General features: G+C 64.3%; 14 protein-coding genes. 7 read left to right on the forward strand and 7 right to left on the reverse strand.

Annotated elements, in window-relative coordinates:
- Positions 1 to 4: 4 nt before the first annotated feature.
- Entirely contained in the window at positions 5 to 157 is a 153-nt protein-coding gene (locus AC0L3C_RS18425; protein WP_007603069.1) for a hypothetical protein, read from the reverse strand.
- Positions 158 to 248: 91 nt separating this feature from the next.
- Complete coding sequence (locus AC0L3C_RS18430) at positions 249 to 896, reverse strand: glutathione S-transferase family protein (RefSeq protein ID WP_473408627.1); 648 nt, start codon at positions 894 to 896, stop codon at positions 249 to 251.
- Between the two features lie 127 nt (positions 897 to 1,023).
- Between AC0L3C_RS18430 and AC0L3C_RS18435 the strand changes: the two genes are divergently transcribed.
- Together AC0L3C_RS18435 and AC0L3C_RS18440 are read left to right on the forward strand one after the other, a co-directional pair.
- Positions 1,024 to 1,161 (forward strand): hypothetical protein, encoded by a 138-nt coding sequence (locus AC0L3C_RS18435; RefSeq protein ID WP_473408676.1) that lies wholly within the window; start codon positions 1,024 to 1,026, stop codon positions 1,159 to 1,161.
- A 207-nt stretch (positions 1,162 to 1,368) separates the two neighbouring features.
- Positions 1,369 to 1,668 carry a twin-arginine translocation signal domain-containing protein gene (locus AC0L3C_RS18440; protein ID WP_473408628.1) on the forward strand — a complete coding sequence of 100 codons (300 nt, stop codon included), beginning with the start codon at positions 1,369 to 1,371 and terminating at the stop codon, positions 1,666 to 1,668.
- Positions 1,669 to 1,812: 144 nt separating this feature from the next.
- Here the strand turns inward: AC0L3C_RS18440 and AC0L3C_RS18445 are convergent, their stop codons facing one another.
- From AC0L3C_RS18445 to AC0L3C_RS18455, 3 genes are all read right to left on the reverse strand, one after another.
- Positions 1,813 to 2,064 carry a GCG_CRPN prefix-to-repeats domain-containing protein gene (locus AC0L3C_RS18445; RefSeq protein ID WP_007603074.1) on the reverse strand — a complete coding sequence of 84 codons (252 nt, stop codon included), beginning with the start codon at positions 2,062 to 2,064 and terminating at the stop codon, positions 1,813 to 1,815.
- Positions 2,065 to 2,254: 190 nt separating this feature from the next.
- Complete coding sequence (locus AC0L3C_RS18450; protein ID WP_473408629.1) at positions 2,255 to 3,265, reverse strand: alpha/beta fold hydrolase; 1,011 nt, start codon at positions 3,263 to 3,265, stop codon at positions 2,255 to 2,257.
- Between the two features lie 101 nt (positions 3,266 to 3,366).
- Positions 3,367 to 4,065, reverse strand: coding sequence for an ArsR/SmtB family transcription factor (locus AC0L3C_RS18455; protein WP_473408630.1), 699 nt, complete (start codon positions 4,063 to 4,065; stop codon positions 3,367 to 3,369).
- Positions 4,066 to 4,213: 148 nt separating this feature from the next.
- Here AC0L3C_RS18455 and AC0L3C_RS18460 point away from each other — a divergent pair, with 148 nt between their 5' ends.
- Genes AC0L3C_RS18460 through AC0L3C_RS18470 form a run of 3 tightly spaced genes read left to right on the forward strand, consistent with a single transcriptional unit; the run spans position 4,214 to position 5,771 of the window.
- Positions 4,214 to 4,522 (forward strand): NIPSNAP family protein, encoded by a 309-nt coding sequence (locus tag AC0L3C_RS18460; protein ID WP_063995954.1) that lies wholly within the window; start codon positions 4,214 to 4,216, stop codon positions 4,520 to 4,522.
- A 37-nt stretch (positions 4,523 to 4,559) separates the two neighbouring features.
- The gene (locus AC0L3C_RS18465) at positions 4,560 to 4,910 is read left to right on the forward strand and encodes an antibiotic biosynthesis monooxygenase family protein (protein ID WP_007603077.1); all 351 of its coding nucleotides are present in this window, start codon (positions 4,560 to 4,562) and stop codon (positions 4,908 to 4,910) included.
- Between the two features lie 51 nt (positions 4,911 to 4,961).
- Positions 4,962 to 5,771 carry an isocitrate lyase/PEP mutase family protein gene (locus tag AC0L3C_RS18470; protein WP_473408631.1) on the forward strand — a complete coding sequence of 270 codons (810 nt, stop codon included), beginning with the start codon at positions 4,962 to 4,964 and terminating at the stop codon, positions 5,769 to 5,771.
- Positions 5,772 to 5,830: 59 nt separating this feature from the next.
- On the opposite strand, the gene AC0L3C_RS18475 is transcribed toward AC0L3C_RS18470, so the two are convergent.
- Positions 5,831 to 6,223: a hypothetical protein gene (locus AC0L3C_RS18475; protein WP_473281158.1), complete on the reverse strand. Its 393-nt coding sequence runs from the start codon at positions 6,221 to 6,223 to the stop codon at positions 5,831 to 5,833.
- A 163-nt stretch (positions 6,224 to 6,386) separates the two neighbouring features.
- On the opposite strand from AC0L3C_RS18475, the gene AC0L3C_RS18480 reads away from it, so the two are divergent.
- Positions 6,387 to 7,037 carry a trimeric intracellular cation channel family protein gene (locus AC0L3C_RS18480; protein WP_473408632.1) on the forward strand — a complete coding sequence of 217 codons (651 nt, stop codon included), beginning with the start codon at positions 6,387 to 6,389 and terminating at the stop codon, positions 7,035 to 7,037.
- A gap of 1 nt (position 7,038) precedes the next feature.
- On the opposite strand, the gene AC0L3C_RS18485 is transcribed toward AC0L3C_RS18480, so the two are convergent.
- Entirely contained in the window at positions 7,039 to 8,265 is a 1,227-nt protein-coding gene (locus AC0L3C_RS18485; protein ID WP_473408633.1) for a cytochrome c, read from the reverse strand.
- A gap of 280 nt (positions 8,266 to 8,545) precedes the next feature.
- Between AC0L3C_RS18485 and AC0L3C_RS18490 the strand changes: the two genes are divergently transcribed.
- Positions 8,546 to 12,037: an indolepyruvate ferredoxin oxidoreductase family protein gene (locus tag AC0L3C_RS18490; protein ID WP_473408634.1), complete on the forward strand. Its 3,492-nt coding sequence runs from the start codon at positions 8,546 to 8,548 to the stop codon at positions 12,035 to 12,037.
- Positions 12,038 to 12,370 lie beyond the last annotated feature (333 nt).

Consider the following 12,370-nt stretch of genomic DNA (forward strand, 5'->3'; position numbering starts at 1 on the left):
TAGTTTACGCCGCAACCCTGCGCGACAGCACCTGCAACTCCTCGCGGCATTCGGCTGCGAATGCCTGAAGCTGCTCCGCGGTTTGCCGGTCGAGGATCGCCTTTGCCAGCCGTTCGGCGCGGGCAAGCTGGTCTCTGAGATATGCGATGCGGGCCATGTGTCACCTTCCGCAGGGAATGATTTGATGGCCGTGAGCCTACGGCCATCGCCGGATTCATTATGTGAGGCACGTCACACCCTACGCCGCGTTAGCGGGTCGCATCCGCCGCAGCGAAATGCGCCATCTGGTCGGCGTGGGCCTTGGCGAAGGCCGGGCGGGCGGTGGCGCGCGCGAGGTAGGCGCGGCAGGCGGGACTGTCCGCCAGCCCACCGAACTGATCGACGACGCGCAGCACGTCGGCCATCAGGATGTCGGCGACGGAGAACGTGCCTGCCAGCCATTCGCGGTTGGCCAGCACCGCCTCCATGTGCTTGAGGCGGAGTTTGAGGAAGTCGTCCACGAATTTCCACGCCGCCGTATCGGTCGGATGTCCCATGAACTTCGACATCCCCCAGGGCAGGCTTGCCATCTCCACCGAATTGAGTGCGGCGAACAGCCATTCCGTGGCTTCGTTGCGGCCGCGCGGATCTGATGGCATCAGCTTCGTGCTGAGGCCGCCGAGATGCAGCAGGATCGCGCCGCTCTCGAAGATCGAGAGATCGCCGTCGGTCAGCCACGGCACCTGCCCGAACGGCTGGTGCGCAAGATGCTCGGCGCCGCGCCCGTCGAACGGCGCGCTCGCGACGCGATAGGGGAGCGCCGCCTCCTCAAGGGCCCAGCGTACGCGAAGGTCGCGCACAAAGCCGCGCGGGAGTTCGGGAACCCAGTTGAAGGTGGTCAGGGTGAGGTCGGCCATAGGTCGTCTCCGTGCTGTCTTGCGCATAGGACGGACGAGGGCCGCGCGGTCCGACACCGTTGCCAACTCTTTTTGTCGTCGCCGACGTAACCGGTTAGTCTCATCCCAAACAACAGGAGGAAATCCGATGTCGTCAGCCTTCTTCGTCGTCCGCGCCGTCGTCACCGATGCGGGCAAGCGCGCCGCCTTCGACAGATGGTACGAGACGGAACATCTGCCCGACGCGGTGAAGGTATTCGGTGTGGCCAAGGCCTGGCGGTTCTGAAGCCTCGACGATCCGTCACTGCATCAGGCGATGTATCAGTGCTGGTGCTGGCGCAGGAGTTTGGCAAAGAGAGCACCGGGCTACGGCGGTGCGAATCCTCCTGTCACCTGCGCAACGAAGCTGAACGCGCGATTCAGCTTCGGTTCATGTCGTCACCGCGACACTTCCTCTGCATCACTGGCACGACCATCCAAGAGGAAAGAAGTCATGGAGCGCCGGAATTTTTTGAAATTTGCAATCGGTGTCGCGGCCGGAGCTGCCGCGTTCACGGCCGCCGCAAAGGCTGCGCCGCTGGCGCCGCAGCCGCTCGGTGACCCCAGCACGCCGCAAGGCAATCCCGACGCTCATCCCGCGGTCACCAGCAGCGATGAAGCCGCGCAGTTGAGGCCGGAGCAGGTGCACTGGCACGGCCACCACCACCATTGGGGCTGGCGTCACCGTCATTGGGGTTGGCGCCGCCGTCACTGGGGCTGGCATCGCCGGCGATGGCACCGCCGCCATTGGTAAGCTTCGCGCAAGCCAGGCTTGAACGGGGACCGCGATCGCGGTCCCCGTTTTGATTCGAAACATCCCGGTGCGACGTCAAACGTCCAAAATAAATGGCCGCGCAGGCTTTCGCCGCGCGGCCATTTAGCTATGCAAAAAACGAGATCAGAACGGACGGCAGCGGCCGGCGTACCAGCGGAAGCCGTAGGGGCACACGCGCGCGCGCGGCACGACCACGACAGGGGCCGGCGCAACCACGATCGGACCCGGGCGGACAACGACCGGACCGCGCATCGGGCGGCAGCCGCCATAGGCGCCGCGATACCAGCCGGGGCCGCAACCGCCGGCGGCGCTGGCCGCCTCGCTGAAACCAACGACCGCGCTGGCGAGCATCACGGCGGCAAACAGGTATTTCATTTGATCTTCCTTCTCGTGCTTGGGGCAGGTTCTATAGGGCTTGGCACTTTCGGCGCACCATGAATCAAAAGACACGATTCGGCACGTTAAAATCGCAACATGCCGACACGACGCGAGCCAAATCTGCCAATCATGACCTGAATGCGGCATGAACATTCCCCGCACGCGGCTCCGGACGACAGCAATGTCGCTAGCGGCCGAGAAAGTTCAGGACCAGCTCGTTGTACTTCTCAGGCGCCTCCAGGAAGACGAGATGGCCGGTGTCCGGGATCACCTCGGCGCGCGCATTCGGCATCTTCGCGGCGAGTGCCTTCGCCAGCTCGGCGTTCTCGCCCATTTTCGCGCGCAGCGCCTCCGGCGCGCTCAGTCGGCCCGGTGCGTTGTGGTCGTCGGCGCCCATGATGAACAGCGTCGGCTCGGTGATCAGTGCGATCTCGTGCGCCACCGGCTCACGATAGATCATCTGGCCCGAACTGACGAAGGCGCGCAGCCAGCGCGGATAATCCGGGCTGCCCTTGATGTTGAAGAGGGCGTCGATGAACGGCGTGATCGCCTCAGCCGGCAGCTTGATCGCGTAATTGGTCTGGAGCTGCTTGCGATAGCCGTCGGCCGTGAGCTTGTCCTCGGTCTCGATGATCTTTTCGGTCGGCGTCGGCGGCACATACAGGCGGTAATCTTCCAGCCCGATCGGGGCCGTCAGAACAAGGTGCGCGACGCGGTCGGGAAAGGCGCGGGCGATGCGGACGCCCAGCATGCCGCCGAGCGAATGGGCGATGATCTCGGCCTTGTCGATCTTCAGATGATCGAGCAGCGCGATGGTGTTGCGCGCCAGATTGTCGAAATGCAGCTCGCCCGTCGGCTTGGAGGATTTGCCGAAGCCGATCTGGTCCGGCACCACGACGCGGAAGCCGGCCTCGCTCAGCATCTTGATAACAGGTGCCCAGTAGCTCGACGGGAAGTTGCGCCCGTGCAGCAGCACGACGGCGCGGCCGTTGGGCTGCGCAGGCGACACGTCCATATAGGCCATGCTGAGCTGCTCGCCGTCATTGACAACAGGCAGCAGGTGCACGGGGTAAGGATAGGCAAAGCCTTCGAGCGCGATGCCGTAAGGTTCGCGCGGGGCGGCGTCGGCGGCGCGCGTGGAGGTGAGCGGAGAGGCGATGAGGGCGGCGACGAGCGCGGCCCAAGCGAAGCGGTTCATGAAGTCTCTGAGGGTCATGGAACGATGGTTCGCATAATGACGTGGACGGCCGCGGGTCAAGCCCGGCTGCGACGAGAGACGTCGTTCACACGGAGTTGTGTCTATTCCCGCCCATCACCGAACAACGCGGCAAACTGCTTCTCGCCGGTGCGGGTGAAATTCACCACGCGGCTGCCGAGCGTGGCGTCGCGGGCGGCCCATTTCAGTTCGGCGAAACGCTGCATCATGGCGGCGCCCAGCGTGCCGGCGAGATGGTGGCGCCGCTCGCTCCAGTCGAGGCAGGCCTTGCAGACCGGCCGGCGCGGATGGGTGAGCATGTCGGGCGAGATCTGCAAATGCTTCGCCAGGAAGCGCTCGCCCTCCGCCGTCAGCTCGATCTCCTGCTTCTTCTGCCTGACCAGGTTTTTCGCACGCAGGGTGTCGAGCATCTGCACGCCGAGATCGCCGGCGAGATGGTCGTAGCAGATCCGCGCACGCCGTAGCGCCGGATCCTTCGGCCCGGTGCGCACGCGCATATGGCCGGTCCGCGCGGCGAGGCCCGCAAGGCCCTCCAGCACACCGGCGACATCGTCGTCGGTGAGGCGGTAGTAGCGGTGGCGGCCCTGCTTCTCCGGCTCGATCAGGCCACCGGCCTCGAGCTTGGAAAGATGCGAGCTCGCAGTCTGCGGTGTGATGCCGGCCTCCTGCGCCAGCTCGCTTGCGGTGAGCGCGCGGCCGTTCATCAGCGCCGTGAGCATGTTGGCGCGTGCGGGATCGCCGACGAGCGAGGCGATCATGGCGATGTCGGGACCTGATTTCATGCTTCGATGGTAGCCGAAGCATTGAGGTGAGGCAAGCGCGTAGCCTGTGTCCCGCAAACACGTCATTGCGAGCGAAGCGAAGCAATCCAGTGCTTCAGCGGCGACGATGTCGCTCGCGTGTCTCGCAACGATAAATCAGGAGGCCATCATGTCCATCACCGTCTTCATCCGCTACCAGCTCGATCCCTTCAAGCGCGCGCAGTTCGAGGAATATTCGAAGCGCTGGCTCACCATCATCCCGAAATGCGGCGGCGATCTGATCGGCTATTTCATGCCGCACGAGGGCACCAACAATATCGCGTTCGCGCTGATCACCTTCGAGAGTCTGGCTGCTTATGAGGCCTATCGCGCTCGGCTGCGTCAGGATACGGAAGGCATGGCGAACTTCCACTTCGCCGAGGAGCACAAATTCATCCTCGCGGAAGAGCGCACGTTTCTGCGCCAAGTGGTTTTGTAAGTGGTATCGTAGGCCATCAACTCAAGGAGAGACGCCCATGATCGCCGTGATCTTCGAGGTCTGGCCGAAGCCGGAACACCGCCAGGATTATTTCGACCTCGCGGCCGACCTCAAGCCGATCCTGCAAACCATCGACGGCTTCATCTCGGTCGAGCGTTTCGAGAGCCTGACCGACAAGGGCAAGATCTTGTCCGTGTCGTTCTGGCGGGACGAGGCGGCCGTGCAAGCGTGGCGCAACACGATGGAGCATCGTCGCACCCAGGCCAAGGGCCGCGCGAAAATCTTCGCCGATTATCATCTGCGTATCGCCAGCGTCATCCGTGACTACAGCATGAATGATCGCGAGCAGGCGCCGAAGGACAGCCGCGCGGTGCACGACGCGCACTAGCGCTCGCGGCGGCACGTCCCCATCTCTGCGCGGCCAACCAGGGAGAGAAACATGCATGTGACAACTGCTGACAAGCGCGCGACCTTCAGGAAGATGCACGAGAGCGGCTGCTTCATCCTGCCCAATCCGGTCGACGTCGGCAGCGCGAAAGCGTTGCAGCATCTCGGTTTCAAGGCGCTCGCGTCGTCGAGTGCCGGCTTTGCCTGGACCATCGGCAAGGCCGACAACCATGTCAGCGTCGAGGAGGTCTGTCAGCATCTGGCAGCACTGAGCACGTCCGTCGACATCCCCGTGAACGCGGATTTCGAGGGCGGCTTTGCGGTCGAGCCGCACCAGGTCGCGGACAATGTCGAGCGCTGTGCGCGCACCGGCGTTGCCGGCCTGTCGATCGAGGATTCCACCGGCGACAAGGACAAGCCGATCTACGAGCGCACGCTCGCAGTCGAGCGCATCCAGGCGTCGCGCAAGGCGATCGGCGATAGCGGCGTGCTGCTGGTCGGGCGCTGCGAGGCGTACCTGTGGGGCGTGACCGACCTCAAGCTCGTCATCGACCGGCTCACCGCTTACGCCGATGCCGGCGCCGATTGCCTTTACGCGCCGGGCCTGAAGAGCCGCGAGGACATCGCCGCGGTGGTGAAGGCTGTCGCACCCAAACCATTCAACCTGCTGATCGGCGGCTCTGGGCTGTCATTGCAGGAAGCTGCCGATCTTGGCGTGCGCCGGATCAGCGTCGGCGGTTCACTCGCTCGTGCCGCCTGGGGCGGCTTCATGCGGGCCGCGAAAGAAATGGCGGACAAGGGGACGTTCACCGAACTCGGTACCGGCTACCCCGGGGGCGAACTCAACAAGATCTTCAGCTAAAGACAAACGAAAGCGGCGGGATCTGAAATCCCGCCGCTGTCGCATATTGTTGCAAATCGTTACTTCGCGCCGTCAGCCGGTGCGGGCGTATCCGGGGCCGGCTTGCTCGGCGCGGCGCCCGTGGTCACGCCCGGGCCGGTGTTGGTGCGCGGCGTCACGTCACGCATGCCGGGAGGTGCGGCCGGATTGGTGGCCGGCGCCTGCTGGGCGGTCTGCGTTGCCGGCGTGGTGCTCGCCTGGTTGCTCGTGCCGGTGTTGTTCAGGCCATAGAATACGGCACCCAGCACCAAGGCGATTGCCACTGCGAACAGGGCTACTTTGCCGCTGGAGGCGGGGCCTTCGCCAAGCTCGGGGTCGACCTGAAGCTGGGCATCCCGTCGCGCCGCACTACGATACTCATCATCGGCGAGATTCGGGCGGTACGGATCGTTGGTAAAACGGTCGTCAGCCATCGATTGGTTCTCCTCGATTATTGCGGCTGGACAACCCTTAGATGCGAGCTTCTGTTCCGCCCTCCTTAGTGCTTTCGTCGTATGTTGCGCCCGCGGCGGGAATCGGGAACCTGTTCGCTGGGTGCCTGAAGCGTAAGTTCCGCTGGCGGGAAGGAACCAAACGATGTGGAGCTTGCCGCCGAGCGATAGCGTGCTGCATCTGTTGTCGCTGGTCGCGGTGGCGGCGCAAGGCATGACTGCCGCGCTCGCTGCCGGCCGCCGCAGCATGGATTGGCTCGGCGTCTGCTTCCTTGGCTGCATCACCGCGCTCGGCGGTGGCACCTTGCGTGATCTCTTGCTCGGTCATTATCCCCTGGCTTGGGTGCAAAACCCCATCTACCTCGCAATGGCCGGGGGCGCCGCCTTCCTCACCATCCTGATGGCGCGGCTGGTCCACCGGCTGAAACTGGCCTTCATCGTGCTCGATGCCATCGGCCTCGTCGTCTTCACCATGACCGGCTGCGACATCGCCTGGCAGATGGACGCCACGCTGCCGATCGTCATCGTCTCCGGCATGGTGACCGGTTGCGCCGGCGGCGTGTTGCGGGACGTGCTCTGCAACGACGTGCCGCTGCTGTTTCGCTCCGAGCTCTATGCCAGCGTCTCGGTGGTGACGGGGCTGTTCTATGCCACCGCCTTCGGCCTCAAGCTGAACGCCGAGCTCTGGACCATTTTGACGTTCGCCCTCGGCATCAGCTTCCGTCTCCTCGCGGTGCGCTACAAATGGGAGATGCCGAAGTTTGTCTTCACGGAAGAGGAGGAGCGGGGGCCTTGAGCTACGGCTCCTGCTTCCGCGCCCTTGCCACTTGCGCCGGCGTCACCAGCGGTGCGGCGTTGCCCCAGGAATTGCGGATGTAGTTCGTCACCGCCGCGACCTCTTCGTCGGAGAGCTGGTTGGAATAGGCCGGCATCTCGCCGGTGTTGGGCGCGCGGGGCGTCGTGACGGTGTGAGCGCCGTCGAGGATGATGCGCAAGGTCGAGGACGGATTGACCGATTGCAGCAGCGCGTTGGCGGGTAGCGGCGGATAGATGCGCGGTGCGCCGGATCCGTCGGCCTCATGGCAGGCGATGCAGAGCTTGGCGTAGACGGCTTGGCCGGCCTTCATCTCGGGATCGTCAGGCGGCGTCACGATCGTCTCACGCCGCGCCGGCGGCAGGTCCTTCAGGTAAACCGCGATCGCGCGCACGTCGGCATCGCTCATCTTCGAAGTCGAGTTTACGACCACCTCTGCCATCAGCCCGCTGGCGTGGCTCCTGGCGTTGCGCCCACTCTGGAGATATTCCGTGACGTCCTCGACGCTCCACGATTTCAGCCCGGTGCGGGCGGCGCCATCGAGCCGTGGCGCGTACCAGCCGCCGACCTCGTTGCCCGCGAGTGCCTGCGCCTGCTTGTCCGCGCCAAAATAGTTCTTCGGCGTATGGCAGGCGCCGCAATGGCCGAGCCCGGTGACGAGATAGCCGCCTCGATTCCAGGCCGCGCTCTGGCTTTGGTCCGGCTCGAACAGGCCCGGCTTGAAATAGACCATTTTCCAGATCCGCATCAGGCCACGATAGCCAAACGGCCAGCGTAGTTCCGGCGGCTTGTTGCGGCTCGTGACGGCCGCGAGCGTTCCGAGATAGGCGCGGATCGCCAGTGTGTCGTCCTTAGTCATCCGCGTGAAATAGGGGTAGGGGAACGCCGGGTAATAGTTGGAGCCGTCGGGTGCGACGCCGGTGCGCACGGCGCGGGTGAAGTCGGCGTCGGTCCAGGCGCCGATGCCGGTGTCGCGGTCCGGCGTCAGGTTCGGCGCGTAGATCGCGCCGAAGGGAGTGGCGATGCGCTTTCCGCCCGCGAACGGTTTGGCGGGATCGGCGGTGTGGCAGCCCGCACAGCCGCCGGCCTCCACCAGCGCCTTGCCGTTGGCGATCAGCTCCGGTGACGGCTCGGCAGCGACGGCCGCGCTCGCAACCGCACTGCACAACGCCAGACCCACGAGAACCAGGCAAGCCAGAATCGTCCGCATCGAAAGCCTCTCCTGCGACCCATCGACGCCGTCCGGGATGACCGGGCGTCAATTCGTTGCGCGACGGCGGGGGTATGGTGACACAAAATGAAAATCGCGGATGCCAATGCAGCCACGAAGTTGCGATTTTTACCCGGCGCTGCCTTTGGTCCAGAATTGTGATGCGGAGCGTGAAATATCCGACATAGAGTGGCGGAAATGGTCGGCGCGCCCTAGCTAAAAACAACGGGCAGGCAACGGCTTAAGCAGCCAGGCGCTCAAAAGGGCGGAAGAGGACATAATGGGCATCAACCAGGGTCCGATCAGTCTCGATCAGAAATACACCCAGGACACCGGACATATTTTCACGACCGGCATTCAGGCCCTGGTCCGCCTGCCGATGGCCCAGATCCGGCGCGACCGTGCCGCAGGGCTGAACACCGCGGGCTTCATCTCCGGCTATCGCGGCTCGCCGCTCGGCGGCTACGACCAGCAGCTGTTCGCCGCGCGCAAGCATCTCGAGCAGTACAACATCAAGTTCCAGCCCGGCGTGAACGAGGACCTGGCCGCGACCGCGGTCTGGGGCTCGCAGCAGCTCAACCTCTCGCCCGGCGCCAAGTATGACGGCGTGGTCGGCATCTGGTACGGCAAGGGCCCCGGCGTCGATCGCTGCGGCGACGTCTTCCGCCACGGCAATGCCGCGGGCTCCGCCAAAAACGGCGGCGTCTTGTGTCTCGCCGGCGACGACCACGGCGCGAAATCCTCGACGGTCCCGCATCAGTCCGACCACGCCTTCATGTCGGCGCTGATGCCCTATCTCTACCCGTCGAGCGTCCACGAGATGATCGAGATGGGCCTTCTGGGTATCGCGATGTCGCGCTACTCGGGCTGCTGGGTCGGCATGAAGGTGATCACGGAGACGGTGGAGACCACCGCCGAGATCGACCTCACCGACGAGATGACGCCGTTCGTGATCCCGACCGATTTCGAGATGCCCGAAGGCGGCCTCAATCTGCGCTGGCCCGACGACCGCTTCGCCCAGGACCGCCGCCTGCAGGACTACAAGGGCTTTGCCGCGATCGCCTTTGCGCGCGCCAACAAGGTCAATCGCATCACGATGGACTCGCCCAACGCCCGCTACGGAATCATGGCGTCCGGCAAGAGCTACGAGGATATCCGGCAGGCGCTGCGCGAGCTCGGCATCACGCCCGAGGTCGCCGCCAAGATCGGACTTCGATTGTACAAGATCGGCATGCCCTGGCCCCTGGAGCCGGAAGGCGTCAGGCAGTTCGCCGTGGGCCTCGAGGAAATCTTCATCATCGAAGAGCGCCGCGAGATCGTCGAAAATCAAGTGAAGCAGGAGCTGTTCAACTGGCGCGACGACGTCCGTCCTCGGATCATCGGCAAGATGGACGACCACGACAAGCGCTTCCTCCCCTTTGCCGAAGAACTCAGCGTCGCCTCACTGGCGAGCTCGCTGACCGAGCGCCTGCTTCGACTTGATCTCAATCCCGAAATTGCAACGATGCTGCGCTCGAAGGCCGATTGGTTCAACGGCCGCCAGGCCTCGCAAATGCAGGCGCCCGCGCCTGTCGCCCGCACCCCGTATTTCTGCTCCGGCTGCCCGCACAACACATCGACCAAGGTGCCCGAAGGCAGTCGCGCCTTTGCCGGCATCGGTTGCCACTTCATGGCGCTGTGGATGGATCGCTCGACCGAGACCTTCACGCACATGGGCGGAGAGGGTGTGCCGTGGGTCGGCGTTGCCCCCTTCACCAAGGAAGAGCACGTGTTCGCCAATCTCGGCGACGGCACGTATTTCCACTCCGGCAGCCTCGCGATCCGCCAGGCGATCGCCTCCGGCGCCAACATCACCTACAAGATCCTCTACAACGACGCGACCGCGATGACCGGCGGCCAGCATGTCGACGGCGAATTGTCGCCGCAGCAGATCACCTTCCAGCTTCACAGCGAAGGCATCCGCGAGATCTATCTGGTCTCCGAAAATCCCGACGCCTATCCGGCCAACGAGATCGCGCCCGGCGTCAAGACCGCGCATCGTGACGAGCTCGACGCGGTCCAGAAAACGCTGCGCAAGGTCAAGGGCGCGTCCGCGATCGTGTTCGTGCAGACTTGCGCCGCCGAGAAGCGCCGCCGCCGCAAGCGCGGTACGATGGAGGACCCGGCGCGCCGTGTGCTCATCAATCCCGCGGTGTGCGAAGGCTGCGGCGATTGCTCGGTGCAATCGAACTGCATTTCGGTCGAGCCGCTGGAGACCGAGTTCGGCCGCAAGCGTGCCATCAACCAGTCGACCTGCAACAAGGATTATTCCTGCGTCAAAGGCTTTTGCCCGTCCTTCGTCACCGTCGACGGCGGCAAGATGCGCAAGCGTGCGCCGGCGGGCGTCGGCGATATCGGCGCGCTGCCCGAGCCGGCATCACGCCCCAACCTGGACAAGCCCTACAACATCGCGGTCGGCGGCGTCGGCGGGACCGGCGTGCTGACCATCGGCGCGTTGCTCGGCATGGCCGCGCATATCGAGGGCAAGGCCTCGATGATCCTCGACATGTCGGGCCTGGCGCAAAAGGGTGGGGCGGTGCTGAGCCATGTCCGCCTGTCCGACCATCCGGCCGAGGTGACCTGCTCGCGCATCGTCACCGGCACGGCCGATGTCGTGCTCGCAGCCGACGAGGTGGTCGCGGTTGCCAAGGACACCATCTCGCTCTGCGACAGCAGCCGCACCCGCGGCATCATCAACAGCCACGTCATTCCCACCGCCGACTTCGTCCTCAACCGCGACTTCAACTTCCAGACCCGCAAGCTGAACGGGTTGCTGGAGACCGCGCTGCACAAGGAGTCGGTATTCTTCGACTTCACCAAGCCGGCCGAGCAGCTCCTCGGCGACAGCATCGCCACCAACATGATGATGATGGGCTACGCCTATCAGAAGGGCCTCTTGCCGTTGTCGGCGGAGGCGATCGAGCAGGCGATCGAGGTCAACGGCGTCTCGATCAAGATGAACAAGGAAGCCTTCCGCCTCGGCCGGCTCGCGGTCGCCGATCCGGCACGTCTTGCCGACATGCTGAAGGGCACTGACGAGGTCGTTGCGCCGAAGACGCTTGAGGCAATGACGCTCGACGAGCTCGTCGAGCACCGCGCCAAGCATCTCACCGCCTATCAGAACGGCCGGCTGGCAAAGCGCTACCGCAGGCTGGTGGACCAGGTCAGCGATGCCGTCAGGCAGGGCGGCTATGATGAGGCGCTGACGCGCGCCGTTGCGGTCAATTACGCCAAACTGCTGGCCTACAAGGACGAATACGAAGTCGCGCGGCTTTACACCGACGGCGCGTTCGAAAAGCAGCTTCGCGACCAGTTCGAAGGCGACTTCAAGTTCAACTTCAACCTGGCGCCGCCGATCCTCAGCCGTGGCGTCGATGCGCTCGGCCGCCCGAAGAAGCGCGCTTTCGGCCCATGGATGCTTCCGGTGTTCCGCGTGCTCGCAAAATTCAAGTTCCTGCGCGGCACGCCGCTCGACATCTTCGGTCGTAGCGCCGACCGCAAGCTCGAGCGCGATCTGATCGCCGGCTACGAGAAGGACGTCGCCACCGTGCTCGGCCTGCTGTCGCCGCTCACGATCGACACCGCGGTGGAGCTGCTCTCGTTGCCCGACCGTATCCGCGGCTACGGTCCGGTCAAGGAGAAGGCCGTCGCAGACGCCAAGGCCCGCTACGCCCAGCTCGCCGCCGATTTGGCGAACCCGCCGCCGGCGCCAAGGCAGATCGCGGCGGAGTAGAATTTGTTGGGTGGGGTCCGCTGATCCACCCCACAAATTTCTGTTTGAAATCAATCTCCTTTCTACTGTGCATGGGGTTGTTTTCGCGGAAAAGGGTTTTTCGATAAAGCGAAACCGCTTGTGTCGTCGGGCAAAACACCTTTAGGGTTCTGCCCGTCGTTCCCGTCATTGCGAGCGCAGCGAAGCAATCCAGAAATGCGTCCGCGGAAAGATTCCTGGATTGCTTCGCTGCGCTCGCAATGACTGCTCCGGAAGCAGAGGCGCTCCGACCGACCGTCCACTTGCGCCAACCCGCTGCCCTCTCGCCCGGCGGAATATTTCCGCGCTTGCCAA

Source organism: Bradyrhizobium sp. WSM4872, from assembly GCF_055811715.1.